The organism is Imperialibacter roseus (assembly GCF_032999765.1).
GTDB classification, from domain to species: Bacteria; Bacteroidota; Bacteroidia; order Cytophagales; family Cyclobacteriaceae; genus Imperialibacter; species Imperialibacter roseus.
The window spans coordinates 3,407,464-3,432,091 of sequence record NZ_CP136051.1 but is presented as its reverse complement, the minus strand read 5'-3'; the positions used below and the strand labels follow the sequence as shown (position 1 = coordinate 3,432,091).

Sequence of the window (24,628 nt, the reverse complement as noted above, 5' to 3'; positions counted from 1 at the left end):
GTTATTTCACCTAAATGCTTTTCAGCGAGAAGCAATCTTGTTGAGTGAGCCCGTGCAGGATTGGTCATTTTAGCTTTTATCGATAAACGCAGAACTAATCTGGCAGTTGAACTCTCTAAAATTTATAACTATAGCCCACTCTCACCACCTGAGTTTCGTAGTAGTCGGTGGCCAGGTACTTGAATCCATCGCCCTGAATCTCCCGCTTCACTCTCATGGTGTTCAGCAGGTCGGTGGCATTGGCGTAGAGCTCGCCTCTTCCTTGCTGCATGGATTTCTTTACTCCAAGATCCAGCGAAAAGCGGGTGCCAATGGTTCCCTGCGGAATGATGTCAGGGGCCAGGTAAGTGCCGCTCAGCTGAATATCCACTTGCTTTGCCAGGTGAAAGACGCTATTGAGCTTTACATTGCCTGAAAGGATTTCTTGCCTGGCCGCCGTAAATACATTCACTTTTGGATACAGGTTGGTCACGGTAAAGGCTTCGATGATATTTTGGTAGCCGTTTACGCTAAAGTTGACCGTGGCCCATTTGTCCAGGCTTTGCGAAAGCAGGATTTCAAAGCCAGTGTTATAGCTTTTGCCAGCATTTTGGAAAATGTTGTAGATAAGTACGCTGCCCGGCACGATGCTTCCGATGCGGGTGATGGTGGCATCCATCTGCTTGTGGTAAACGGATGAGTACAAATAGCCTGTATTCCAGCTGCCCTTGTGGCCTAGCTCGTAGTTGGTAGTAAACTGTGGCCGAAGCCCCGGGTTACCCACTTTGATGATTTCAGCGTCGTCGTATTTGGGGAAAATCCTGATGTCAACCTCGTTGGGCCTGTCTACCCGGCGGTTGAAGAATACCGACAGTTTGTTGTTCTCGTTGAGCTTGTAGGCCAGGCGCACGTTGGGAAAGGGCTGGGTGTAGTTGTAACCGCTTGTTTTGTACGTGGGGTGATCCGGGTTCACCTTGTAGTCGATCTTCACATATTCCACCCGCACGCCAGCTTCCACCTCATACTTTTCATTTTCGAAGACGTAGTTGCCATACACGGCGGGAATTAGCTCGCCGTAATTGGCCCAGCCGCCAGCCGCTGAGTCGATAGGGGAGTTCAACCCCGGAAAGAACTGCATGTTGGTTGGGATCGTCCGTCTGCGAAACTTAAGACCTGTTTCAAAGCGGCCGTATTGCAGGGGCTGCACGTAGTCGAGGTTGAAATCGGCCACATGCTCATCAGAAATGAGTTTGAAGGCATCTCTTCCGGTAGACTCAGGCAAGATATTATCGAAGAAGTACTGCTCGTTTTCCCGGTGGTAGGTGTAGTTGAAGCCGATATTGAGCAAGCGACCAGGCTGCTTGTATTTGTGCTGATAGGCTGCCGTAGCCATCACTGTAGTTTTAAGCTCATCTTCCAAAAACTGCCATAGTCTGTAACGATTGCTAAGGTCTCCTTCGAAAAAGGGCTCATCGCCCCGATCAAGGATTTTTTCGCTGCTGAAAAACCCAGAGACGGTGAGGCTGTTGGCATCGTCGATACTCCAGTCCATGCCGGTTTTGCCTGAGAAAAGGTTGGTGTCTCTATTCCGCTTTGTTTGATTGTAAATCACCGTGCCATCATCGTATGTTCTGGTAACAAACTCATTCTTATTGAGGGTATGTGTGTAGAGGTTATCCGCCTGCAAAAAGGTATTGACCTTATTTTTCTTGTAGTTAAGAGATAGTGACGGATTGATTTTGGGTGTTGCCTGGTATTGCGGCCGAATGGTGGGCAGGTTTTCGTTTTTCACCCAAAGTGCCCCCAGGCCTGAAGAGACGCCCACTTTTCCGTTGAAGCCTTCCTGTTTGTCTTTTTTATAAATGATGTTGATAATGCCGGCATTGCCATTGGCGTCGTACTTGGAGGAGGGATTGTTGATGATTTCAATTTTCTCGATGGCCGATGCAGGCAAATTGTCAAGGCCCGATTGTGAACCGAAACCTGTCAGGGCCGTTTGTTTTCCATCAATCAGCACTGCCACCCGGTCATTACCTCTCAAAAGTACTTTGCCATCCTGCACGGTTACTCCCGGCAGGTTTTGCATGGCCTGGAGCACGGAGCCACCTGCCTGGCTAACGTTGTCGGCTACAGTGAAGGTCTTTTTGTCGAGCGATTCACTAACGGCATCTTGCTGACCGGTGACAACCACTTCGCTTAACGTTTCGATGTCCTCCTCCAAAGTGATGGGAGCTACCTCTAGAAACTTGCTTAGGCTACCCACAAACAGTGGTTGTTTTAGGGGTTTAAAGCCAACATAGGAGGCTTCCAATACATACTTGCCCGGTCTCACACCAGTAAGCACAAATAGCCCTTCGTCGTTGGTGATAGTGCCTGACACAAACGCACTGTCTGTCTCATTTTTCAGCACGACGCTAACATAAGCCAGTTCCGATTGTGATTTGCTGTCTTTTATTGATCCTGATACTGTGATGGCACTGTTTTGGGCTGATATTGCCAAAGGCACTAGAACCAGGATATTCAGAATTAACTTTGTGATTCGACTCATTTTACTACCGAACGGTTTCTTTCAATTACGTATCGCACTATGCCAAAGATGTTTTCTGACACTTCTTGCTCGTTTCTAATATTTAGAACATTGACTGATGCAAGGTAGCCACTGAATTCTGAATAAACTTTGAAGACTTCCCTTGATGTCGCAGGGATTTAGAAGATACAAAAGGTACGGGTTCAGGCAGGAAGCTCAGGAGGTAACTTACGGCCAGTCGTGGGAGATGAAAAATGATTGTAGCAGGATCAGTAAAGTAACCACCTCATAACCTCACAGACCAAACTTTAACTAAGGCAATATTTTCACCCCGGTCAGAATTTTCCGAGTAATGGTTTTCCTACAGCTTCCGAAATTTGGGTTGACAGTTTTCCTGTCTTTTATCAGCCGGGTAGCAAAAAAGTAGACGTTGTCTTCCTTTTCGACGTAACCAACCCACCAGCCGGTGTCTTTTCCGCCATCACGGGTCCAGCCGGTTTTGGCCCGTAAGGTGTAGCCGTCGTTTTGCTCTTCTATCATCATCTCTTTCAAGATGGTAAAAGAGCGTTTGGAGAAGGGAAGGGTCTCTTCGTACACGCCAATGAGGATTTCTATTTGATTGGCTGGCGAAATGGCAAACGAACCAAAGTTCCAGAAGTCAGGGTCGTTGATGGAAACATCGGCATTGCCATAGTGGCTGGCTTTGAGAAAGTGCTCATAGCGCTCTTTGCCGATTTCCTTTGCCATTTCCACATAGGCCCATCCGGCAGAAAGCCGAAAGGCTTGTTTCATGGTGATGTCGTGGTAAATGTCAGGCCGGTAGCCATACTTCACTGTGTCGGTGGTTCCGGGCCATTTTACCAAATGGTTTTCATCTTTTGCCACGCCTGTTTCCAGGGCTATCAGGGTGTTGATGATTTTGAAAGTCGAGGCTGGCAAAGTGGGCTTATGGCTATCGTAAATATCGCTGGAAATCCATTTTTTGGCATTGTAATCGAAGAGGGTGATGCTTCCGTCGATATGGCAGTCCTTAAAAGGCTTTGTGAGAGACTCTTGTGCTGACAAACTGTGAAATAAAAGAATAGCACCTGCCAAAAAAGTAGTTTTCATTGTGAGTTTTTTTATCGGAATGACCCTGGTTGGTGTAGATTGGTGGGTACATACCTTGAATTAATTGAGATTTTTTTCGGAGCGTATTTTGAAGATGTTGATGACTACTAACGAAGTCAGCACGGCCAGGTTGGCTATCAGTAAATATTTCGAAATGGGCACCTCCATTTCCTGTGTAAACCTTTTGACGTAGGTTCCAATAAACAAGGCTGCAACCAGCACAAACCCTGAGATGATAATTTGATAGCGACTTCTTGTAAGTTCCTTTTTGTTCCACAAAAAGAACGGGGAGAGGGTGAGCACAATGTAGGCAACAGCACCTGTTAAGTTTTTGAACTCACGCAACTCCATGCCCTTTACGTCGAAGTGCATGGCGAGGAAGTAGAAATGGATGAGGTGGTTGAGGGTCAGTAAAAATATCATGGTAACGAACCACTGCCGACGCTGCTCTTCTGTATAAATGTGCTTCAGACCTTTGATGCCCGTCCAGCAAAGGATGCCTGCAAAAAGCAAAAATGAAACCCTGGCAGAATACCTTGCGGCAAGTTGGAAGCAGATGCCTGGCTCGGATGATATACCGCCCGACCACACGTAAATAGCATACTCGCAAAGAACTACCAGAAGGGAAAACCCTATCGTTTTCTTCATCATGGGCATGAGGTGAGAAGGGGTGGAGTTGTCATATTAGCTCGCTCAGTCATTCATTACCTCGCAACGAATGGCGAAATCGTAGTTCCCACCCATGATCCACCTTCCCATGCTCACAGGCCTTATTCTCACTTTTTCGTCATGATTATTGCCTCTGAGGGCAATCATGGGATTTTGAAGATTGGCTTCTACCCACTCGTAGGAAATATAGAACGGTTCATCGACCACCAGCGGCTCTTTGAAGTCATAGTTGAGCCACCCTTCTTTCAGATCAGATTCCAGTATAATCGATCGGGTAAGCAATGAGTGACCCGGTTCATTGGCATTTCGGTCGATGGTATAAACGTTCAAACGAAGTTTGAAGGAGCCACTTTTTTTGTTGCGCACATAGATGGAGGCCGATTGCAGTAACGAAGGCTTCGAAACACTCATTTTCCGTGATACTTCAGCACCAGCGCCGATGCCTCCAACGAAACCAAACCTTTTACCAGAAACCCGATTCACTCCGAGTGTTTTAATGTCAGAAGGATCATTTTCAATCACGATCTCTCTCAAATTAATAACATCCTCCCTGAGCCGAATAATTAAAGGTGACGTGTTAAGTAACTCCCGCAGGGGATGTGCCACTCTTTTATAGCCAACAATTGAAAACACAATCGAGTCGCCCGGACCGATTTCCCCGATGTTCAGCGAAAAGACGCCTTTTGCGTCCGACACTGTGCCAATGTTTTTGTCGAATACGCCAATATTAACGTAGGAGATTGGGTTTTTGGAGGCTTCATCCACTACTACTCCCGTAAGCTCAGTTTTAGCAAAAAGCCAAAGCGGGCAGCCCAAAGCAAAAAGTATGAGTGTTGTGCGCAATGTATGAGAAATTTAAGCAGGTAATTCGCTACAAATAACGCACATTACTTTTGAAAAGTGCCCATTGAACACTGACAATCACCAAAGGATAGTTGTTGTGCAGCTTCTAGCGAAAGGTTGTCCAGCTTCTTTGCTCAATCCTGCTCCTATGGTCGGCGATGAAATTTCCCCATTCAGTGTCTCCGGCTTCACTGGCTATTCGCAGCGCCGTGTTAGAGGCATCCAATGCTTCTTCATATTTGCCGCTTTGATAAAGGAACCACGAATACTTGTCCCAGGTGGCGAAGTCCGTATCGATTTCATAATTCCAGCGGACATTCATGAGACGGTACTTGTTATCCGCAGGCGTTAGGTAAAATGTGATCGCCAACACCATACATATCGCAGGGAATACTGATGCTTTCCAGGTTTTGGCTTTAGCGATAGCTATGAGGCTGATGATAGTAGAGGCCACGGCTAGTGTTAACACAACAGTCACAAAAGGATAGAACTTGATTGTAAACAGCAGCAAAGCCAGCCAGAAAGTGGCAGCAAGGTGGGCCCATCCGTTCACACCGCCTTCTTTTTTGACGATAGCGACCAGGCTGGCGACAAGCAGCATAAAAAGGCCTGCCAGCATCACGACCGCATTGTAGTGAATGTGAAAGAACTTGATAAAGAAACCGATAAAGAAAATGATAGAGCCGACATTTAAGAGATTTTTCATCGGAGTTAGTTGGTGAATAGGGGATCAAAATAGTAATTTAAACCATCAGAGACTCATTAAAAGCGGAGCGAATTACTCAAGCAGCGAACAGCTGCTATTGATGCCTGCCCCGGATCAATCGGCCTGAAAATATGTTAGTAGGTTCCTGCCCATCGTATACCGCAGCGCCAGATACAAGCACCATTTTCAACCCAGTCGCCCGCTGCGAGCTTTTGCCGTAGGTGGCGTGATCGATAAATGTATTTGGGTCGAAGAGTGTAAGGTCAGCATAGAAACCTTCCCTGATAACACCAATACTGTCTAAATCTAGGTTTTCAGCCGCTTGCGCAGTCATTTTGTGAATTTTCATTTCTATAGGTTCCCTCGTTTCCAAATTGAAGTATCGTGGGAAAGCGCCCCAGCCCCTGGGGTGGCCTGTTGTCCCGCCGTCAGAACAAATATTGGCATAGGGCCACTGGGTGATTGCTTTGATGTCTTCGATATCCATGGCCTTTGCAATAATGCTTGCGCCAGTTTCCAGTGACATCTGCACCAGAGCCAGGTAAGTGGTGACCGGGTCTTCGTTGCGAAGGCGTGCTATGCTATCAAGCGTAAGTCCTTCGTAAGCTTTGTTGGGTTCAAACCGGCCAATGATCATACCTTCCGGCGACGTGAGCTCGGTTAAGGCAAATTCCGCCGTGGCTCTGTTTTCAAAATCCCGATCGGGAAACAGCACTGTGATGGTCGATTGCCAGTACTCGTATGGATAAACGTCGGCAGTCACGTCTATGCCGACAGCCCTGGCACTGTCGAGGAGCGCCAGAAATGCCGGCGCCTGGCCCCAGAAACTTCTCAGACCTATCTTAAAGTGAGAGATTTGGACCGGCATGTTGGCCTCCCTTCCAACCGTCAAAATTTCCTGAATGCTGCTTTTCAAAAACACATCCTCACTTCTCATGTGGCTGATGTACCGGCCGCCATATTGTGAAGCTACTTTGGCAAGTTCCAAAACTTCTTCGGCGCTTGAATATATGCCAGGGTCATATTCCAGGCCGGTTGATAGCCCCAGCGCACCCGCTTCCATCTCTTTTGTTACCAATAGCTTCATTCGGTCGATTTCCTCCCTGGTGGCTTTTCGCTGAAAGTCGTTTCCAAGCACAGCCCGTCTCACCGTATTGTGACCTACATAAGAACCTACGTTGGGAGAGATAGGACTTAACCGCAGTGAATCGAAATAAGCTTCCAACGAAGTGAATGAGCTCCCGTCTTGCCCCACGATAATCGTTGTGATTCCCTGGCTGATGGCGGCGTCAACGCTTCTTGGAGAGTTGCCGCTGTGGTGACTGTGCGTGTCGATAAAACCTGGACTGAGCACCAGTCCGGTGCCATCAATGACCGAGTCTGTTTGCAAGGGCTCCAAATCACCGACGGCGGCAATGAGCTTGCCTTCAATGCGAACCGATCCAATATACCCTTTGCTGCCGGTGCCGTCGACGATGGTAGCATTTCGGATAAGGAGGGTGCTGGGTTGAGGTGAACCGCATTGGCTTAGCAATAGCGTGAGTGCAGTGACTACTAATAGAAAGAATGACTTACCGACAAAGAGCCTGGAGTATTGCATATATTTTTCAGATGAAACAATCGAAGATAGCAAAATGAAAACCGATGTCTTTAAGGCTCCTTAAATGTTGAGCAGATTATTTCTCAGAGGCGACTAAAAGCAGGTGTAGTAAAGTCTATTATTTTTTGACTAAAGGCCGTCGTAGATATCCGAATAGTCTTCCACCAAATGAATTGTCACATCCAGATTCTCCATTAAGTTCTTCACAGGAGGGCTGGGCGAACCCTTCGTGACATACCAAACGTCCATGGTGCACTTGAGCTTGATGGAATACCTTTTTCTTTCAATTAGCAGCCACCTTAGAAACACCTCGTCGGGTTCATAGCCAAAGCCAAAAATGATGAGTGGGCTGTGGAACCAGATGTGGAGCCAGGTCTGCTCGCCTTGCCACGATTTTGGCAGAAGCGTCTCTTTGTAAAGCCTGCGTCGTCCTTTGGTGATGAGGCTTCTTGCCCGCTGAACACTTCCCATGTAGTCGCCAAGCCCGAGCCTGATGCTGTCCCGGTAGTTCACATCGCCATGAATCTTCCATATGCCAAAGCTTTGTGCTGGGTTTTCAAGTTTCTCAAAGCCATAGTAGGTTTTCCAGGGGTAAAAACGGGTGAACCCGTTGGAATCAGTGTGAAATGGCCTGGCACCTACTGATTTTTCAAAGGCTGTATCAAAGTTTGTTGTCAGCACTGGTGTGTTTGTTGACCTGGCAAATTCCATGATTTTTCTATGGACACTCAGGTCATCGCTGTTTGTCAATTGCAATTCAGCTTTCACCCTATTTTTCACTTTTACAGAGTCATTTGCGTACAACTCAATCAGGTCATACACCTCTGTATTAGTCAGTCCTGTCAGGTCGAAAGGAATGGGTTTTGGGGAGGCGGCTTCCAGCAGGTCCTTCCAGGATGGCATAATGCCACTTCGTAAGTTGGGGCCGTTTCCTATTAGAAAGGCTGCGTCTCTGTATTTGTTTCTGATTGAAGCGATGGCGTTCATGCAAGGTTTAGTCTGTTCTCAAAAAATAACAAAAAAAAGCCCACTTTATCGCAGGCTGTTTCAGTATTCTATTTCTATCGGTGTGCCCAGGTACCTCAATCAGGCGAGGCCAAGAGAACAATGCGACTTCAATGGTTGTTGTAGGCTTCCAACTCAAGGCAGGCCATTTCTCTATAGGCTTCTTGCAGCAGAAAATTATCTATCGTCGAGTAGTTGTTGATTAAAAGCTGGGCTATTTGATTAGTCGAGAGATTGCCTGTTCTAATCCAAATCACTTTTGGTGGGTGGCTGTTAATCACACTAATATCATAAAAATCGGCGTCAAAAGTGACAATGGTGAAGCCATGTTCTTTTGAGTAAGCCCAAATATCTGAATCTTCCATGTCGGTTAAGCCACAGTCGCTTACATGGCGACAGGCCGGGAAATAGTCAACAAGCTTTTTCACCAATCTGAAAGAGATATTCTGGTCGAACAATAGCTTCATGCACTGTGCTGAAGTTTATGCTCTCTGTCTGCTGCATAGGCAAGACAGGCCTGAATGTCTTCCAGTGTCAACTCGGGAAAGTCTTCGAGAATTTCGTTGAAACCCATTCCGGCAGCTAGCCAGCCAAGCACGTCATATACGGTAATCCTTGTATTTCGCACACAAGGCTTGCCGAATCTTTTGTTTGGGTTCCTTTGGATGATCTTTTTATAGTCTACCATTTGGACAGGGTTTTAACAAAAATAGCTCTTTTGCGGAAACCATCCGAAAAGGCGGTGTAAATCATTTATTCCTACGATATGTCTGGGTTTTCAATATGGTGATGGTTTCTGAACAAAAAAAGCCCACGTTTCCGCAGGCTATTTCCTCATTCCAATTATTAACCGTGTTTATTTTCTAAAGAAGGTACCAGAACCAGGATAGCTACCTGCTCCACGCCAGTCGGGTTGCCACCACAGGTTGGTGCGGTGGCTGTAGTCGTTGTCGAAATCGTTCACACCCACATTGATGCGAGCTGTTTTCCAGTCGCCACCCTGCTGCTCACTGAGGTAGCTAAGCGGAATGGCCAGCTCCGTTGCATAGCCTTTGTCAGTTTTGACTGTAATGCCTTTCAAACCTTCTGGCTTATTGCCGCTGGTAAAGGGCGTGGTGTTGTTTGTTCCATCCACATAGGGACTCATACCTATATAGAGCACACCGGAAAGACTCGTACCAAACGAGCTTATGTTTTCACTGCGGCCGTCGACAATTACCTGAAAGGCGTCCTGATTGTACGGCCTGGAAGAAGCTACGGCCAGCAGTTCATCGTCTGTTATGTCTGCGCCAATGTAAAGGAACTCGTCGTCACAACTGATGCCGAAGCGAACAGAACCATCGGCTTTGCCACCTTTGTGAGAGAAGGGATTGGCTTCAGTGTACATCTCGGTTTCTGAGAAGGGGAGGCTTGCCCAATCGTCAAGGTTGCCATCGACAGTTTTTGTGGCCGACTTTGCCAGGTACTCTTTCTTCGCCGGACGGGCGTTTTGCGTTACATCCATTGTGATGTCCGCCATGCCTTCGCCGTGGAATGTGACCGTGCCTCTCAACGCTACCGGCTCAAGTGCAGCCACCGATGCAGCTTTCCCACTCAGTTTGAGGGGAAGAATTTCTACTGAATTTGGAGCAATAGTGAGGCTCTGCCGGATAATGCTGGATGTGAGGTACTTGTTGGCTGCCAGCTCAAAGCTGACATCCATAGGCGCATCGCTGTCGTTGGTGAGGCGGATTTCGGTGGCGCCATTCGAAAACGTGCTGCCGTCGGTAAACATTGGCGATACACGCACAGGTTGCCCATTGAAAAGAGGCCTGAAGTAGTTGCTCGACTGCTCAGTCACCACGTTCTCGTCCCAAACGCCTGATAGCTCCAGGTTAGCCATGATGGGCCCGTTGTCTGTCATGGTGATCCACACCACATGGTCAAACTCGCCAAAACGAGGCCCTCTGAGTCGGCTGCCGCCTCCCGTAGTAGCAAGGATGAAGTATTTGCCATTGTTTCTTTCGTATTTCACATAGCTGTGATGGTGGCCCACATAAACGGTATGCTTTCTCGGCTCAAGTAGCTTTTCCACGTCGGGCCAGCGAAGGGTTTCGGCCTGCTGGTTCCACAGAGGCTGGTGCATAAACACCAGCGTCCATTTTACATCTGCGTTGGCGGCCAATGTCTTCTCAATCCACTCGTACTGTTCATCACCAATGGTACCTTTGCCCGACCCACGATAGTTGTCTTCGGAGTTGAGGCACAGGAAAAGCACGTCTTTGTATACAAAATGGTAATAGTCCTTCCCGAAAATTGATTTGTATTTGTCGTACATCACCTTGTTGGTGATGTCGTGATTGCCCGGCACGTAAAAGAAGGGCATGGTAAGGGAATCGATAAAACCATTGAACTCTGTCCACTCGGCGTCCAGTCGTGCCTCGTCTTCAGTGTAACCTTCAATAAAGTCACCCACGCTCATCACAAACTCAGGCTGTAGCAGGTTCAGTTTACTTAAGCCAACCTCGAAAACGTTGCCCCGATGGCCGCCGGTTCGATCAGTTACGATAGCGAACTGGAAAGAAGAGGGATCATTGTTCAGATCAAGACTGGTGTAAGGGGTTGGCCCTTCAATGGGCTCGATTCTAATACTTGCTTTTTCTACGGGAGCTGTGCAGGCCGCACCGAGCACCAGGAGGCCGATTGCAACGGCTGAAAGATAATTCATGATAGATAGATTTGGTTAGGGTGAAGTTACACCTCTCAAACGGGAGGTATTTGAAATTAATAGTTAAGTTTAAGTTAATGTTTCCTTGCAAAGGAAGCAATGAAATAACCTGCTTAACGATCCCTTATGAAAATTACCCTGTTTACACTCTTGCTCCTTGGTACGTCATTTTTTGTTTACCCACAACGACCGGCCGTGACCGTAGCATGGGACATGGAAGACGACGCCCTCATGCGTGCTTCCGGTTATAAATTTTTTGTAGAAAAGGTGGACAAAATCATCAATCCGCAAAAGGTGTCAGATGAGCAGTTCGATCAGAATGCAGCGACGATCAAAAAGCTAAAAACCAACATGTTTGCTGTGAACTACTTTTTGCCAGGCAACCTAAAGGTGATTGGCCCTGATGTGAATGAGGAGGCGATACTGGCGTATACCGACATTGTATTCCATCGGTGCCAGCAGATAGGCGTTGACCTGGTGGTGTGGGGCAGCGGTGGTTCCCGGAGATTGCCCGACGGTTGGGATTATGAAAAGGCTGTGGACCAGTTTGCAGCCATTGCAAAGAAGGTAGCCGTGCAGGCGCAGAAGTACGATATCCTGCTCACGGTAGAAAACCTCAATAAGACCGAAGCCAACTTTCTCAATGGGTTCGACGAGGTAGTAGAGATAGTCAAGCGGGTAGATGAGCCCAATCTGATGGCTTGCGTGGACATCTACCATATGCTCATGGACGGTGATCCACCATCGATGATAGCGCTGGGAAAAGGCATTACTTTCCATTGCGATATCGCTGAAAAGGCAGACAGAGATCCCCCGGGCACACTTGGCGATGAAGTAGTTCCGTATTTGGAAGAACTGAAGGAAATTGATTATCAAGGAAAAATTGTCATCGAAGCCCGCTGGGATGATTTTCCAAAGGAAGCACCTGCCACGTTGAAATATCTGGAAAGGAAGGTCAAGGAGGTATGGAAGTAGGAGGAGAGTATTTGGCTTTTTGAAGAATCGAGGATTTGAAGGCCTCTAACTTAGTCCAATCATAAAAGGGGCCTCTCAGTGGCTAACAAGTGCCATCGGCACGGTTTTACGAGCAGCTTGGAATTCATGCCAGGCTGCTTAGATAAAGAACCCAGTGTTTAAGAACTTGAACTAAGTATTTCAAAGTCATTTAGAGTTTCAGTACGTCTAATGAATACTTTTTTGATGAAATTTATTTTTATTTCAATATGAAAAGCGGTGGATGGTTCGTTGTTCACAATAAAAATACTATGAAACCATCAATTCTTATTCTCTTCTGGATGTTAGCTTCCCATCTGGCCTCTGCTCAAATTGCTCTAAAAGCTGGAGCAACCTACTCGTATCAGAAATCAAGCGAAAGCACTAGTTCCCAGTTAGCAGCCGATATTCCGTCATTATTTGTCTTTCTTGGAGAAAGCAGGTACTTCGAAGCCGGTTTTGATGCGTTAAAGTTCTCTAACTCCAGATCTTCGTCAGGGCCTACTGTCAGAGATTATGAGACTGTCGTTTCGCCCTTTTTTGAGTATGGATTTATCAAGGGCAATACCAGCAGTGCTTTGAAATTCAAAATTGGAGCGAAGGCAATCCTGAACAATAATTTCAGTGGCCATAGCCCCAGGTACTCAACTGAATATCCATTTAGGGCCTATGAATCTACGATCACTCTGGCTGTCAAGCCTGGCTTGCTCTATGCCGTTAACGAAAGGATATTCCTTGATTTCGCAGTCCCAATCAACGTCCTCAATGCGGGCTATTACAGGTCAAACCTGGAAAATCCAGCCATTCCAATCAGGCAGCAACAACAAAGCTCGTTGCGTAATGCTTTTTTTCCTGAGACATATCAGGTTAGCCTTGGAATTATTTATAGGCCAGGATAATTACAGAAATTCCCTTACCTTCAACCCATTAAAATCTCCTGATAAAATATTGACTTCGCCTTAGCAGAAAACACTTCTGCTCAATCGGTTTGCCTTTCAGGCAAAACCAGGTAATCAACTATTGTCTTATTTTATCAAGAGTAACATGAATAACACATCAAAAATAGCCGTCATTGGTGGCACAGGGAAGGCTGGCAGGTACATAGTAAAAGAGCTGCTCAGCCGTGGATACCGCCTCAAACTTCTTCTTAGGTTTCCTGAAGACTTCCAACTTAAAGACCCAGGAATCGAGCTGCTAAAAGGTGATGCAAGAGATGCGGAAGCTATCCGATCTTTACTCGATGGATGCCAGGCCATCATCAGTGCAGTGGGTCAGCCAAGAGGTGAGGAGTCAATTTTCAGTCAGGCCACAAAGAATATTGTAGCTGCAATGGCTGAACAAGGTGTTCGGCGATACATTGTCCTTACCGGTCTCAACGTAGACACGCCTTTCGACAAGAAGAACGAAAAGGTGGTAATGGCCACTGAGTGGATGAGGGCCAATTATCCAAAAACCACAATGGATAAGCAGGCGGAATATGAATTCCTTACAAAAAGCGATATTGATTGGACGCTTGTGCGACTTCCCATGATTCAGCTGACCGACGAAAGGAGGGGAGTGAAAGCAAGTCTGGAGGATTGTCCGGGCGACGGAATTAGTGCTGCTGACCTGGCTTATTTTGTGGCCGATCAGTTGACCGATGATGCTTTTGTTGGTAAAGCACCTTTTATTGCTAGTTTTTGATTGAAAAGCTGCGGGCCTTAAATGATCCGCAGCTTTTTGCATTTTTACTCACTGTCATCCAGCATGTCTCTCAGGTCGTTCAGCGAACCGAAAATGACCAGCGTATCACCTTGTTCGAGCAATGTGTCCGCTGTTGCCACACCAGAGATTTTCCCCTCATCCTTGCCTTTTACTTCTTTGATAGTAGTGAGCACAGTAATGTTGTATTTCTTTCTGAATTCCACCTCCTTCAAGGTTTTTCCTTCATATTTAGGCGGACACTTCAATTCGATGATATTGTGTTTGTTAGATAACTCAAATGAGTCGACGACACCTTTGAAATTCAGTCTTTTTGCGAGCCTGACTGCTGAAGTTTGCTCAGGGCGGCTGATCTCATGGATGCCCATGGCTTGCATTACCGTGGTTTGTAACTCGCTTACCGCACGTCCAATGATTCGCCTGGCGTGGAGCTGCTTCAAAAGGGCAGTCGTCATAATGGATGCCCCCTCGTCTTCTCCAATAGCGACAATCACTGTGTCAGCATCACCAATAGGCAGAGAGCTGACCGCCTGTATGTCTGTGGAGTCGAGACAAATAGTGTGCGTGATGTCATCTTTATGCAACTCCACTTTTTCCATCCGTTTATCTACGCCAATCACTTCATGACCCATGGCAGTCAGCGTGGTGGAGAGGCTGCTACCAAAGTTTCCAAGACCAAAAACGATATACTTCATACCTAGTTAATTTATAAACAATTCTTCGTTTGGATAGCGATACCGTAAAGTATGTACCCGTCTCAGCATGCCCACAAGCAAAGTTAGCGCACCCACACGACCAATGAACATAATTAGGATGATAACTATCCTGCTGCCAGTACTCAAACTCGAGGTAATCCCCATACTCAATCCAACGGTACTGTATGCCGAAAAACATTCGAAGGCGACCTGTATAAAGGGTAGATTTGGGTCGAGCATGGTGATCATAAATGTGGCCAGGCCAATAAATATCAACGAAAGTGAGATAATGGCAAAAGCCCTTCTGACCGACTTGTTGGATATTTCTCTTTTCCCAAACTCCACCCTGTCTTTGCTTCTGGCAAGGCTCAGGAAGTTAAGTGTGGCCAGAAAGATGGTGGTTGTTTTGATACCCCCACCAGTCGAACCTGGTGATGCCCCGATCCACATCAGCAATAGCATGATCATGATGGTGTGAAGCTTCAACGCTGCATTGTCGACAGTATTAAAGCCGGCAGTACGTGGCGTGACAGCTCCAAAGAAGGCTGTTACCCATTTACCGAATTCGTTGTGCTCGGCCAGCGTGTTGTCATACTCAAAGAAGTAAAAAAGCAACGTGCCGGGAATGATGAGAAGTGCAGTTGTAATAAGCACAATCCGTGTGTGCAGGTTGATCCTGATGGGCAATCTATATACAACCCGCCGTTTCACGAGCCTGGCCACTATTGTACGAGCCGATTCCCTCATGTAGTTGATGAAATTGAATACGATAGGAAAACCAAGTCCACCAAAGATGAAAAGAAAAGCAATGACCAAATGGAGAGAGTAATTGAAGCGGTAGTTCAAGTCGTAGAGGCTGTTTCCGAGTGTCGAGAAGCCAGCGTTGCAAAAGGCAGATATTGAATGAAACCCAGCGAAAAGAACCCTGTCAACGAAGCTGGGCAGCACAGCCTTGTTGAGCTGCATGAATATCGCAATGCCGCCGATAAGCTCAACAAAAAGGGTGAAGGCGATGATTGTTTTTACGATGCCACTTACTTCGGCCAGCCGGTTAGTATTGGTCACATCTTTGAGAAATAGCTGATTCTGGATGCTAAATCCTCCTTTGAAAAACAAACCAAAAAAGCTCGTGAAGGTAAGAATGCCAATGCCGCCTATTTGAATAAGCCCTAGAATAATGACTTGTCCAAACGTGGTGAAATAGGAACCAGTATCAACCACAATGAGGCCGGTAACACACACTGCGCTTGTCGATGTAAAAAGTGCGTCAACAAACCCAATACCTTCGTAGGTTGCAGTAGGTAGCATAAGTAAGCCGCTGCCAACCAGCACGATGAGTGCAAAACTAAAAATGAAAAGATTGGCTGGATTCTTCGACAGCTTATAAAGAGAGGATGTTCTCCTCGAAAACTCTATCACAAATATGAAAAAACAGCCCCAGTAGCCTGTGTATTTGTGATTGAAGAAACTGAGCGCTTGGAACCAGTCGGGCTGCACCGACACCAGTAGGTATACCAGCAGGTAGATACTGAAAATCGCTTCAAACAACCTCGAACGAACTCTTATGGGATCAAGAAGCCATGCTATCGTACTTCCTGCGGTAATTAACGCAAACAATGTGCCCGCAATAATTGGAAGCCAAAGGTGAAGGGAGCGCTCGAAAGAGGGAGTATAGGGGAACCCCACATCAGCAATCAGCAGAAGCAGGCCGACACTGCTTATTCCCAGCGAAGACCAGTTGATGATATTGAGTGCTTTCCTTTTCAAATTTTTCGTACGTCTGCGACCGGCAGGTGATATTTTGGCAGAAAGCTAACCATCGTTCTGTAAAAACAGCAGCAGATATTGATTAAAATTACCTTGGGCGAGAGAAAAAGATGAGACAGTGCACTAACGTGGCATTGTCCCTTTTAGCTTATCTTCTGCCAGCCACTGCATATATGATGGCGGTAAGAATATTAAATAGCAGCGCACAAATTGTCCATATTAGTTTAGTGCCCGAGCTCATCGACTTGCGGTTGGCCCATACGTCGTAAATCACCCAAATGGCGCAGGCGACGGCCACGATATAAAGTAGATTGTTCATTTGAATTTTGGTTGGTTATCTCCACAATATAGAGATATTCTCGATACCAATGCTGCTTTTAACGCCAATCAAAATTAACTGAGGGCGTCAGGTCAGCCGCCACGAGGGGTCTCTTTTCAGTACCTTGATTTTGTCCGTTTTTCTGAACCTGAGCGCCGACCAGTCGTCGTCCACCGCTACCATACGCACACTTTCGAAGCCCAGTTTTCCAAGCGGCCCCCAGCCGTGGTCACGGTGGATTTCCGCTTTATACTTCTTGGAAGTCTTCTTAGGGTAGACAAACCAAAACGGGGCGTCGTCAGTTAGCTTTGGCACCAACTCCTGACTGAGTGCGGCAATAGCCTGCTCTGTTTTTACAAACACCAACACAAAGTCAAAGTTATTGGCGGCGTTGATGTTTGTATAAATAGTTCCCAGCTTCTCAAAGTCCGTGACATGAGGAGCAAACTCCTCCGGAGACTCAAATATGCCAATGGCCTGCTGAGCTTTATAGTTGAGTTTTTTGATAAGGTCTGTCATGGCCTATATTTTTTGAAAACTAGAAATTTTGACCAAATGAGCGAAAGATTTGCATGGCGGAAGACATCAGCCCATCGGGAAATGCGGATTTTGCTTCACACGTTTTGCCTGGTTTACATGCCTTTCGGCATGCCCCACCACAATTTGCAGGGTGTCGTACAGCGAGTAAGTTACCAGCCTTGACACCGGCGACGTAATAATGACGGATGTGTGGTTTACATGATCCATCGCTATCATTTTTCTCGTGAGCAGCTTGAGGCTGTCGGTAAAGTCCTTCACGATGTGTTGGCTGAGCCTGCCGGCGGTTGGTTTGAATACCGTCGGCGACTTCGACTTACGCTTGACCTCCGGCCCCAGGTATTCCACCAACTGCCGACCCCAGAAGTTGTGCCAAAAAGCAGGCATTTTCTGCCAAAAAGTGGGCTCATACCTGCCTTCGGCAATTTTGTCAAACTGCGGATAGTATTGTTTGTTGGTCGTCATGATATGATCCAGGCATTCTCTGATGCTCCACTGCCCTTTTGCAGGCTTCCAGCCTAGCTGTTGCGCCGACAGGTCTCCGAATACATTGTTGACCTCGGTAATCAACTCCTCCATCTTATCACGATGCGATTGAACATTGACATTGTGGAAGCTCTGACTCATGACGACAATTTACGGCTTAATTGTCACATTGTGTCCCAATGTCGTTTAGTTAAGAGGTTTGGTGTCTCAATTCCATTTTTACCCCAACCCTAAAGGGCGAGAGAATGGTCATTGTTGGGCCCTTTAGGGAAGTGAAGGGTAGAATGCCCTTAACTAAACGACATTGAATTGTACACCCTGCGGTCGTTGGTGTCCGCTGACGGACGGTAGGGTGTTGTCAGCTCCCTGAAAAGCGCCTTTTAAGCTATATTTGAGTAGATTTAATTTGGTAAGCTATTTGCCAACACATGTGCCACAGGGCAACTAAACTCATCGATATGTTCAAAAGCTACCTTACCATCGCCTTCCGAAGTTTCTGGAAAAATAAGTTTTATTCACTACTCAACATCTTTGGTCTTGCCTCTGGCGTGGCCAGCTGCCTGCTCATTTTTCTGTTTGTTTCCCACGAGCTGGGCTACGACCAGTTTTTTAAAGACAAAGACCAGATTTTTAGAGTGGTTACTTCAGCTGTGATGGGTGAAGAGAAAGGCAGGATTGCTGTTTCAGGAAGCATTCTCGGGCCCATCGCCAAAAGAGAGGTGCCTGGTGTGGAGCTATTCTGCCGTTATGCTGATGTGGGCATTTTTAAGCCAACTATTGTAAAAGAAGGGGAAAGGGTATTTATGGAAAAGACGTTTTCTTATGCCGACTCCTCATTTTTCAAGGTGTTTTCTTTCGACCTGATCGAAGGAGATGTAGAGACAGTTTTAAAGGACCCGAGTTCGGTAGTGATCACATCCTCCATGGCCAGGAAGTATTTTCCTGGCGGCAGCCCAATGGGCAAGACGCTGAAAATCAACAACAATACTGACAAGAAGGTAACCGGAGTAGTGGCAGATCCGCCTGCCAATAGTCACCTGCAGTTCAACTTCATCTGCGCCTTTCATAGCATGGAGGATGGAGAGCAGTGGTTTCCCATGAACTACATTACCTATTTGAAACTGGCGGAGGGAGTAGATGCCGGCGAAGTAGGGACGAAAATAAATGCTATCGTTGAAAGAGAACTTGGAGAGCAACTGGAGGGTTCGGGCATGTCGGTGTCGTTTGAAATGCAGCCGGTAACTGACATATACATGGATAGTAGTTTGCAGGCAGACATTGGTCAGAGAGGAAACATGTCCAACACGCTGGCTTTTGCCCTGATTGGCGTTTTCATTTTGCTGGTGGCCTGCGTGAACTATATCAACCTGACGACGGCCCGCTCCGAAAAAAGAGCCCGTGAGGTAGGCATCAGAAAGGTAATGGGTGCGGTGAGAACGCACATTATCCTGCAGTTTTACGGAGAAACCCTTATTATCACTTTCCTGGCCGTGCTTTTAGCCGTAGGCATCACTGAGTTCACCCTTCCTGCTTTCAACGAGCTCATTGGACAGAAAATATCGATCAGCTATTTTGATAACCCCGGCTGGATAGCGCTGCTGGCAGCCGTTGTGTTTGCCATTACCCTGATCGCTGGCAGCTACCCGGCGCTGTATTTGTCGCAGTTTATTCCAGTGAAGGTGCTCAAGGGCACTTTCAACCCAGGTAAGGCAGGCGACATGTTTCGCAAAGCGCTGGTCATTTTCCAATTCAGTATTTCTATTTTTCTGATTTTGGGCACTTTGGTCATCTACCAGCAACTCAATTTCACCAACAGCAAAGACCTGGGCTACAATTCAGAACAGGTAATTGTTGTGCCCTTTGCCGACAGAAAGATGTTCAACAAGTTTGAGGCCTTCAGCAGCGAGCTAAAGCAAAATAGTGCTATTGGCGATGTGAGCAGAGGCTCGGCCATGATGGGCAATATTCTGGCCACCTGGTCGTCGTACAAAGACGGCATGGATCCCAACAAAGGCATTCGAACACTTGGGTTTACCACCGACGATCAAATGGTAAACACGCTCGGTATCGAGCTGCTGGCAGGGGAGGGCTTCAATGCCACCTCCATGCAACTGAATGACAGTACTGAAGAACCGCTCAATAACCATGTTGTGGTGAACGAGGCGTTGGTGCGCATGCTTGGCTGGAGAGCTGAGGAGGCCGTTGGGCAAACACTCCACTATGGAGACGAAACAAGCGGAAAGATAGTAGGGGTGATGAAAGACTTTCATTTCAACTCACTAAGGAGCCAAATTGACCCACTTTTCTTTTTCGTCAGCCCGTGGCAGGACAGGTATGTGTACGTGAAAGTCAATAATATTAACGACCCGGCCGGAGTGGACCATGTGCGTGACGTTTGGATGAACATCTTTGCCGACGCACCCTTTGAGTACAGCCTGCTTGATACTGAGCTACAGCGGCTTTATGACAGCGAGCAGCGGCAGGCCAGCGTGTTGGTGCTGTTTACCCTGCTCTCGGTGGTAATTGGTGTGTTGGGGCTGTTCGGATTGACCAACTACATGATTGAAAAAAGAACCAAAGAAATTGGCATTAGAAAAACGCTCGGAGCGAATGTAATCGGACTGGTAAGGCTCCTATCGTGGGACTTCCTCAAGCTGGTGCTGATTGCGAACCTGATCGCCTGGCCTTTCGCCTGGTACTTCATGAACGGCTGGCTGGAAAACTTTGCCTATCACATCAGCATGAGCTGGGTATATTTCGCTGTCACTGGCGTTGCGGTAGTGGTTGTGGCCTTCCTCACCGTTGCCTGGCACAGCATCAACACGGCGAGAATGAATCCGGTGAAATCGCTGAGGTATGAATGAGGCAGGGGACCGGAAGAGCAGGCGTCGGTACGGCCAGCAGGCCCGGTGTGGTGGAGCCGTCAGCCGCCGGATTAGTGCACATGGCGTCATCCAACGCATGAATATACCATTCCGTCCGGGCCCCTACACGGCTCGCACCTCTCTAAGCCCTGAAAGGGCGAGATAAAAACAGGATTGGGTGTAGCCCTATCCTGCCTTTTGTTTTGCGTCGGGCTCCACCCAACCCATCGATATTAGACTCCTTCAGGGCTTGCCTACCTCCAAGCCCTGAAAGGGCGTAATACCCAAAGGATGCTGGTGAAGCCACATCCTGCAGGAAAGTGCCCCCAGATTGGCCAGGCGTCGGTACGGCCAGCAGGCCTGGTGCGGTGGAGCCGTCAGCCACCGGAGGAGCCTGTCTCAATCAAATCCCACAAATTACCATACAAATCAGCAAAAACTGCCACTGTGCCGTATGCCTCTTGCGAAGGCTCACGAACGATTTTGATGCCCTGGTCAAGCAGGTTTTGATAGTCTTTTTGGAAGCTATCCGTGTGCAGGAATAAGAACACCCGGCCGCCAGTTTGGTTACCAACCCTGGTTTGCTGTTCCTCGCTGGCGGCCTTGGCCAGCAACAGCAGACAACCATCGGCTCCGCCTGGCGGTGCCACCAGCACCCACCTTTTGGTTTCGCTCAGGCGGGTGTCTTCCACTAGGGTGAAGCGAAGCTTTTTTGTATAAAACTCGATGGCCTCGTCGTAGTCGGCCACCACCAGGGCAATGTGTTTCAGCAGCTGTGTCATTTGTTTAGTAACCCTTGCCTGGAATGTCGTTCTGGAACTTCTCCATTCCTTTTCTGTCCTGTAGGGTCACGAAAACGGTTTTGCCATCGGCGCCACCAAAAACCAGGTTGCTGCACTTTTTGCCTGTAAGTGCTACTTCCCTTATCAATTCGCCGGCGGGACTCAATACAGCGATGACTCCTTTGCCATACCTGGCCACGTACAGATTGCCCTCCTTGTCGCATTTCATGCCATCAAACCCAAAATCGTCGAAGGAGGCAAATTCTCTTTTATTGGAAATATCTCCATTGGCATCCACATCAAACGCCCATATTTTCAACTGCACACTTTCATTTACATACAGCGTCTTTTCATCGGGGCTCAGCTCAATGCCATTGGTGGTGCCCATGGCGCTGTCGAGTAAAACGGTGCTGCCATCGGTATCAACTCTCCAAATCTGCCCGGTTTTGTCTCCCCAGTTGGGGTCGGAGGCGTAGAGTCTGCCTCGGCTGTCGATGCAGAGGTCGTTGGGCTGATTGAAGTCGTCGTTGTGGGCAAAGGTTGAGACCGCTTTGGTGGCCATGTCAACCGCCAGCACATTGTGGCCCGTGTAGTCGGCTAGGTACATGGTGCCGTCTTCGCCAAATTTGATGCTGTTGGCCGTGCTGCCCTCGGGCAGGGTCAAAAAGAGCGATGCATTGCCTTCGCTATCCACCTTGCCAATGGTACCGTCTTCTCCAAAGTTGACAACATACAAGTTGCCTTCGGCATCAAAGGCCGGCCCCTCAATGTTGTTGGTGAAAAGGTTTTCGGCAGTGAAGTCGGTGCTCTTAAAGAGTTCTTCCGATTTTTTTTCGCTGCAGGAAAAAAGGATGAAAAATAGGCTGTTTAAGTAGATTAGGGTCTTTTTCATGATCTGGTTTTGCCTCAAAGGTAAAAGGAAAGTCGTTTAAAAATATTTTTTGGAACAATCTTTGGCTTATTGTCAGTATGAACCAAAAAATCTAAAGATATGAAAAAGCTCATTTACTCCGCCTTTGTTGCTATGCTCCTTATCGGTCAGTCATGCGTAGGTCCGGAGGGCCCTCCCGGCCCACAGGGGTTCGATGGTTATGATGGTGTCGACGGAAAAGATGGCGAGGAAGCGTATGTGTTTGAATTCGTGTTCGACTTTGAATCGCCCGATTATGGTGTTCTTCTCGAGTACCCCGATGGATTCACGGCATTGGATTCAGATGTGGTATTGGTTTACCTGCTTTGGGATACACTCGATGACGGCACTGAGGTATGGCGCCTGTTGCCACAGTCTATGATCACCGACTTCGGCTTTCTGCAGTACAACTTCGACTTCACCAAGTTCGACGCCAGGGTATTCCTCGATTCTGATTTCAACCTCGACAATCTCGGCTCGCCGTTTCTCGACAACTGGCTGGCCAGGGTAGTGGTGGTGCCTGGCCAGTTTACCGGCCGGATGGACTATAGCGACTATAATGCTGTAAAAGAAACATTTAACCTGCCAGACAAGGAAATACCCACTGGCTACGTTATATCCGAACGGCCGGAATAAGCAGGTGTATGGATAATGAATTCCGGTATTAAAAAGACCCGGCCGCTGGCCGGGTTTTTCGTTTTTTTCCGTCAGCCAATAGCAATGTGCCCCCGGGTTGTTTTCCTCCCACAGGGTTGATAAATTTAAAGCGAGACTTTCGTTTTATGGCAAAAAAGAAAAAGAGCACATCTGGCAAAATTGAATGGTTGAACCACGTCCTTGGATTTGCAGGAGTGGTTTTGGGTGTGCTGATAGCCTTTTGGCTTAACAACTGGGCGGGTAACAGGCGGGAGCAGCAAATAGCAGAGGTGGCTTTGAAAAATATTCGAAGTGAAGTAGCAAGAAATCAGTCTGCCATGGATACGCTAGTTCAAGTTAACGCACGTCAACTCGACTTTTTGAATGCTTACCTTCCATTGGTGGATGATAATATGACATTCTTAGGCTCCAGTAGTCAATTTGATTCCCTTCAGGCGCAATTCCCGGACTTACTGCTAGCGAAAGGTAGGCTTGATATAGAAATCGAATTGCTTGGCTTGCCTGAAGTGGCGTGGAAAACGAGCCTCAATTCTTCCATATTGTCATCAATCGATTTTAATCTCTTGTACGTAATTAACGAATCTTGTGATCTTCAGGAAAAGGTAGCCGGCATAGACAACCTGTTAATCAGTGACCTGAGAAATATTGGAAATGGCAGGAAGAATGATTTCCACAGCTTTCAGCGAACGTTGGGCACGTATATGCAATTGTCGGAGCAGTTGCTACTAGAGAAATACCCCAGATGTCTGAAAGAAATTGATCTTTTTTTAGCCGACGGTAGTATGGATACTGACGCTTTGGTGCTTGATACCATCAAATAGCTATTGTTTTTTGTTTGGCATACAGCTATTATAGCCTAACAAATTTTTTATCGACATACTAATTGCCCGAACCATGGAATTCAAATTGGTGAAAATCGGTAACCAGATATGGATGGCCGACAACCTGGACGTAGACACATATCGCAACGGTGACCCCATCCCCGAGGTAACCGACACCGACGAGTGGGATCGCCTCACCACCGGGGCCTGGTGTTACTACAACAATGACCCTGAAATGGGCAAGCTGTATGGCAAGCTCTACAACTGGTATGCCCTGGTCGACCCCAGGGGACTAGCCCCGGAGGGCTTCCGAATCGCCGGCGACAACGACTGGAAACTGCTCCTGCAAACCGTGGGGGGACATTTAACGGCCGGCGCCATTCTCAAGTCAACTGAGCTGTGGAAGGCACCCAACGACGGTGCCACCAATGAGGCGGGGTTCAACGCCAAACCCGGCGGCCTGTGCGACGACGACTGCTCCTTTATGGACAGGGGCAGCATAGGCTACTGGTGGACACCCGCCGAAGAAAGCAAAAAGCTCGCCTGGAGCTACATCATGGAATACGACAACGCCCACGTGAACAGAAGCTACTACGAAAAGAAAGATGGCCTTTCTGTTCGTTGCCTGAAGGCGTAGTTGGTCTTTTTTATAGCCTTTCGAAGCCAAATAACCGGCGACTTGCATTAAAGAGGTTACTCTCTGCGCTTCCGCAGAAAGTAACCTCTTTAATTTTTCCAGGGTACACCTTTCTGGCTAACAATTGTCTGTATTGCTATTTACTCTTTCTTTTTTTGGGCGTGCCCCCCGCCAGCCATGTTCCGCTTGAAAGTAACCGACCTGTTTTGGCGGGGGTCGGGCTATCCGCTCCAAGTCCTCACCGCCCACTGGCGGTTCCGGGCTTTCCGCTGCTATCCCTCACGCATGGCAATCCGAAGAATGATTTTGATTG

25 protein-coding genes are annotated in these 24,628 nt (G+C 47.5%); 7 read left to right on the top strand and 18 right to left on the bottom strand.

Annotation, left to right across the window (positions count from 1 at the left end):
• Positions 1 to 115: 115 nt before the first annotated feature.
• From RT717_RS14195 to RT717_RS14150, 10 genes are all read right to left on the bottom strand, one after another.
• Entirely contained in the window at positions 116 to 2,527 is a 2,412-nt protein-coding gene (locus tag RT717_RS14195) for a TonB-dependent receptor domain-containing protein (protein ID WP_317487042.1), read from the bottom strand.
• Positions 2,528 to 2,818: 291 nt separating this feature from the next.
• Positions 2,819 to 3,616, bottom strand: coding sequence for a penicillin-binding transpeptidase domain-containing protein (locus tag RT717_RS14190; protein ID WP_317487041.1), 798 nt, complete (start codon positions 3,614 to 3,616; stop codon positions 2,819 to 2,821).
• 60 nt (positions 3,617 to 3,676) lie between these two features.
• A complete protein-coding gene (locus RT717_RS14185) occupies positions 3,677 to 4,267 on the bottom strand; it encodes a hypothetical protein (protein ID WP_317487040.1) in 591 nt (196 codons plus the stop codon).
• Positions 4,268 to 4,309: 42 nt separating this feature from the next.
• The gene (locus RT717_RS14180) at positions 4,310 to 5,128 is read right to left on the bottom strand and encodes a carboxypeptidase-like regulatory domain-containing protein (protein ID WP_317487039.1); all 819 of its coding nucleotides are present in this window, start codon (positions 5,126 to 5,128) and stop codon (positions 4,310 to 4,312) included.
• Positions 5,129 to 5,234: 106 nt separating this feature from the next.
• Positions 5,235 to 5,834 carry a hypothetical protein gene (locus tag RT717_RS14175; protein WP_317487038.1) on the bottom strand — a complete coding sequence of 200 codons (600 nt, stop codon included), beginning with the start codon at positions 5,832 to 5,834 and terminating at the stop codon, positions 5,235 to 5,237.
• Between the two features lie 94 nt (positions 5,835 to 5,928).
• Positions 5,929 to 7,434 (bottom strand): N-acyl-D-amino-acid deacylase family protein, encoded by a 1,506-nt coding sequence (locus RT717_RS14170; protein WP_317487037.1) that lies wholly within the window; start codon positions 7,432 to 7,434, stop codon positions 5,929 to 5,931.
• Between the two features lie 129 nt (positions 7,435 to 7,563).
• Positions 7,564 to 8,421, bottom strand: a complete 858-nt coding sequence (locus RT717_RS14165) for an SIR2 family protein (RefSeq protein ID WP_317487036.1) — start codon at positions 8,419 to 8,421, stop codon at positions 7,564 to 7,566.
• Between the two features lie 128 nt (positions 8,422 to 8,549).
• Positions 8,550 to 8,906 (bottom strand): DUF5615 family PIN-like protein, encoded by a 357-nt coding sequence (locus tag RT717_RS14160; protein ID WP_317487035.1) that lies wholly within the window; start codon positions 8,904 to 8,906, stop codon positions 8,550 to 8,552.
• A complete protein-coding gene (locus RT717_RS14155; RefSeq protein ID WP_151997452.1) occupies positions 8,903 to 9,127 on the bottom strand; it encodes a DUF433 domain-containing protein in 225 nt (74 codons plus the stop codon). Before RT717_RS14155 ends, RT717_RS14160 begins: the two co-directional genes overlap by 4 nt.
• A 168-nt stretch (positions 9,128 to 9,295) precedes the next feature.
• Positions 9,296 to 11,146 (bottom strand): metallophosphoesterase, encoded by a 1,851-nt coding sequence (locus RT717_RS14150; RefSeq protein ID WP_317487034.1) that lies wholly within the window; start codon positions 11,144 to 11,146, stop codon positions 9,296 to 9,298.
• 126 nt (positions 11,147 to 11,272) lie between these two features.
• On the opposite strand from RT717_RS14150, the gene RT717_RS14145 reads away from it, so the two are divergent.
• The 3 genes from RT717_RS14145 (at position 11,273) to RT717_RS14135 (ending at position 13,822) form a co-directional block, all read left to right on the top strand.
• Positions 11,273 to 12,121 (top strand): sugar phosphate isomerase/epimerase family protein, encoded by an 849-nt coding sequence (locus RT717_RS14145; protein ID WP_317487033.1) that lies wholly within the window; start codon positions 11,273 to 11,275, stop codon positions 12,119 to 12,121.
• Between the two features lie 290 nt (positions 12,122 to 12,411).
• Complete coding sequence (locus tag RT717_RS14140) at positions 12,412 to 13,038, top strand: hypothetical protein (protein ID WP_317487032.1); 627 nt, start codon at positions 12,412 to 12,414, stop codon at positions 13,036 to 13,038.
• A gap of 145 nt (positions 13,039 to 13,183) precedes the next feature.
• The gene (locus tag RT717_RS14135) at positions 13,184 to 13,822 is read left to right on the top strand and encodes an NAD(P)-dependent oxidoreductase (RefSeq protein WP_317487031.1); all 639 of its coding nucleotides are present in this window, start codon (positions 13,184 to 13,186) and stop codon (positions 13,820 to 13,822) included.
• A gap of 44 nt (positions 13,823 to 13,866) precedes the next feature.
• Here the strand turns inward: RT717_RS14135 and RT717_RS14130 are convergent, their stop codons facing one another.
• From RT717_RS14130 to RT717_RS14110, 5 genes are all read right to left on the bottom strand, one after another.
• Positions 13,867 to 14,535 (bottom strand): potassium channel family protein, encoded by a 669-nt coding sequence (locus tag RT717_RS14130; RefSeq protein ID WP_317487030.1) that lies wholly within the window; start codon positions 14,533 to 14,535, stop codon positions 13,867 to 13,869.
• Positions 14,536 to 14,541: 6 nt separating this feature from the next.
• Complete coding sequence (locus RT717_RS14125; RefSeq protein ID WP_317487029.1) at positions 14,542 to 16,302, bottom strand: TrkH family potassium uptake protein; 1,761 nt, start codon at positions 16,300 to 16,302, stop codon at positions 14,542 to 14,544.
• Between the two features lie 148 nt (positions 16,303 to 16,450).
• Complete coding sequence (locus RT717_RS14120; RefSeq protein ID WP_317487028.1) at positions 16,451 to 16,621, bottom strand: PLDc N-terminal domain-containing protein; 171 nt, start codon at positions 16,619 to 16,621, stop codon at positions 16,451 to 16,453.
• Positions 16,622 to 16,708: 87 nt separating this feature from the next.
• Positions 16,709 to 17,140, bottom strand: coding sequence for a hypothetical protein (locus RT717_RS14115; RefSeq protein ID WP_317487027.1), 432 nt, complete (start codon positions 17,138 to 17,140; stop codon positions 16,709 to 16,711).
• 66 nt (positions 17,141 to 17,206) lie between these two features.
• On the bottom strand, positions 17,207 to 17,785 hold the full coding sequence (locus RT717_RS14110) for a DinB family protein (RefSeq protein WP_317487026.1): 579 nt from the start codon (positions 17,783 to 17,785) through the stop codon (positions 17,207 to 17,209).
• A 317-nt stretch (positions 17,786 to 18,102) separates the two neighbouring features.
• Here RT717_RS14110 and RT717_RS14105 point away from each other — a divergent pair, with 317 nt between their 5' ends.
• Positions 18,103 to 20,508, top strand: coding sequence for an ABC transporter permease (locus RT717_RS14105; RefSeq protein ID WP_317487025.1), 2,406 nt, complete (start codon positions 18,103 to 18,105; stop codon positions 20,506 to 20,508).
• Between the two features lie 142 nt (positions 20,509 to 20,650).
• On the opposite strand, the gene RT717_RS14100 is transcribed toward RT717_RS14105, so the two are convergent.
• Genes RT717_RS14100 through RT717_RS14090 form a run of 3 tightly spaced genes read right to left on the bottom strand, consistent with a single transcriptional unit; the run spans position 20,651 to position 22,182 of the window.
• Complete coding sequence (locus RT717_RS14100; protein ID WP_317487024.1) at positions 20,651 to 20,911, bottom strand: hypothetical protein; 261 nt, start codon at positions 20,909 to 20,911, stop codon at positions 20,651 to 20,653.
• Positions 20,886 to 21,290 carry a VOC family protein gene (locus RT717_RS14095; RefSeq protein ID WP_317487023.1) on the bottom strand — a complete coding sequence of 135 codons (405 nt, stop codon included), beginning with the start codon at positions 21,288 to 21,290 and terminating at the stop codon, positions 20,886 to 20,888. Before RT717_RS14095 ends, RT717_RS14100 begins: the two co-directional genes overlap by 26 nt.
• A 4-nt stretch (positions 21,291 to 21,294) precedes the next feature.
• A complete protein-coding gene (locus RT717_RS14090) occupies positions 21,295 to 22,182 on the bottom strand; it encodes an SMP-30/gluconolactonase/LRE family protein (RefSeq protein ID WP_317487022.1) in 888 nt (295 codons plus the stop codon).
• A 99-nt stretch (positions 22,183 to 22,281) separates the two neighbouring features.
• Here RT717_RS14090 and RT717_RS14085 point away from each other — a divergent pair, with 99 nt between their 5' ends.
• From RT717_RS14085 to RT717_RS14075, 3 genes are all read left to right on the top strand, one after another.
• Positions 22,282 to 22,836 (top strand): collagen-like protein, encoded by a 555-nt coding sequence (locus RT717_RS14085; protein WP_151997441.1) that lies wholly within the window; start codon positions 22,282 to 22,284, stop codon positions 22,834 to 22,836.
• A 146-nt stretch (positions 22,837 to 22,982) separates the two neighbouring features.
• Positions 22,983 to 23,678 (top strand): hypothetical protein, encoded by a 696-nt coding sequence (locus RT717_RS14080; RefSeq protein ID WP_317487021.1) that lies wholly within the window; start codon positions 22,983 to 22,985, stop codon positions 23,676 to 23,678.
• Between the two features lie 73 nt (positions 23,679 to 23,751).
• Positions 23,752 to 24,315, top strand: a complete 564-nt coding sequence (locus RT717_RS14075) for a fibrobacter succinogenes major paralogous domain-containing protein (protein ID WP_317487020.1) — start codon at positions 23,752 to 23,754, stop codon at positions 24,313 to 24,315.
• The last annotated feature ends 313 nt before the right edge of the window (positions 24,316 to 24,628 follow it).

What these genes read in the sequence shown, in the direction of transcription:
- RT717_RS14195 (WP_317487042.1), bottom strand. Translation starts at nt 2,527, where the DNA reads ATGAGTCGAATCACAAAGTTAATTCTGAATATCCTGGTTCTAGTGCCT.
- RT717_RS14190 (WP_317487041.1), bottom strand. Translation starts at nt 3,616, where the DNA reads ATGAAAACTACTTTTTTGGCAGGTGCTATTCTTTTATTTCACAGTTTG.
- RT717_RS14175 (WP_317487038.1), bottom strand. Translation starts at nt 5,834, where the DNA reads ATGAAAAATCTCTTAAATGTCGGCTCTATCATTTTCTTTATCGGTTTC.
- RT717_RS14110 (WP_317487026.1), bottom strand. Translation starts at nt 17,785, where the DNA reads ATGAGTCAGAGCTTCCACAATGTCAATGTTCAATCGCATCGTGATAAG.
- RT717_RS14085 (WP_151997441.1), top strand. Translation starts at nt 22,282, where the DNA reads ATGAAAAAGCTCATTTACTCCGCCTTTGTTGCTATGCTCCTTATCGGT.
- RT717_RS14120 (WP_317487028.1), bottom strand. Translation starts at nt 16,621, where the DNA reads ATGAACAATCTACTTTATATCGTGGCCGTCGCCTGCGCCATTTGGGTG.
- RT717_RS14090 (WP_317487022.1), bottom strand. Translation starts at nt 22,182, where the DNA reads ATGAAAAAGACCCTAATCTACTTAAACAGCCTATTTTTCATCCTTTTT.
- RT717_RS14130 (WP_317487030.1), bottom strand. Translation starts at nt 14,535, where the DNA reads ATGAAGTATATCGTTTTTGGTCTTGGAAACTTTGGTAGCAGCCTCTCC.
- RT717_RS14140 (WP_317487032.1), top strand. Translation starts at nt 12,412, where the DNA reads ATGAAACCATCAATTCTTATTCTCTTCTGGATGTTAGCTTCCCATCTG.
- RT717_RS14150 (WP_317487034.1), bottom strand. Translation starts at nt 11,146, where the DNA reads ATGAATTATCTTTCAGCCGTTGCAATCGGCCTCCTGGTGCTCGGTGCG.
- RT717_RS14080 (WP_317487021.1), top strand. Translation starts at nt 22,983, where the DNA reads ATGGCAAAAAAGAAAAAGAGCACATCTGGCAAAATTGAATGGTTGAAC.
- RT717_RS14095 (WP_317487023.1), bottom strand. Translation starts at nt 21,290, where the DNA reads ATGACACAGCTGCTGAAACACATTGCCCTGGTGGTGGCCGACTACGAC.
- RT717_RS14165 (WP_317487036.1), bottom strand. Translation starts at nt 8,421, where the DNA reads ATGAACGCCATCGCTTCAATCAGAAACAAATACAGAGACGCAGCCTTT.
- RT717_RS14075 (WP_317487020.1), top strand. Translation starts at nt 23,752, where the DNA reads ATGGAATTCAAATTGGTGAAAATCGGTAACCAGATATGGATGGCCGAC.
- RT717_RS14105 (WP_317487025.1), top strand. Translation starts at nt 18,103, where the DNA reads ATGTTCAAAAGCTACCTTACCATCGCCTTCCGAAGTTTCTGGAAAAAT.
- RT717_RS14185 (WP_317487040.1), bottom strand. Translation starts at nt 4,267, where the DNA reads ATGATGAAGAAAACGATAGGGTTTTCCCTTCTGGTAGTTCTTTGCGAG.
- RT717_RS14155 (WP_151997452.1), bottom strand. Translation starts at nt 9,127, where the DNA reads ATGGTAGACTATAAAAAGATCATCCAAAGGAACCCAAACAAAAGATTC.
- RT717_RS14135 (WP_317487031.1), top strand. Translation starts at nt 13,184, where the DNA reads ATGAATAACACATCAAAAATAGCCGTCATTGGTGGCACAGGGAAGGCT.
- RT717_RS14170 (WP_317487037.1), bottom strand. Translation starts at nt 7,434, where the DNA reads ATGCAATACTCCAGGCTCTTTGTCGGTAAGTCATTCTTTCTATTAGTA.
- RT717_RS14115 (WP_317487027.1), bottom strand. Translation starts at nt 17,140, where the DNA reads ATGACAGACCTTATCAAAAAACTCAACTATAAAGCTCAGCAGGCCATT.
- RT717_RS14160 (WP_317487035.1), bottom strand. Translation starts at nt 8,906, where the DNA reads ATGAAGCTATTGTTCGACCAGAATATCTCTTTCAGATTGGTGAAAAAG.
- RT717_RS14145 (WP_317487033.1), top strand. Translation starts at nt 11,273, where the DNA reads ATGAAAATTACCCTGTTTACACTCTTGCTCCTTGGTACGTCATTTTTT.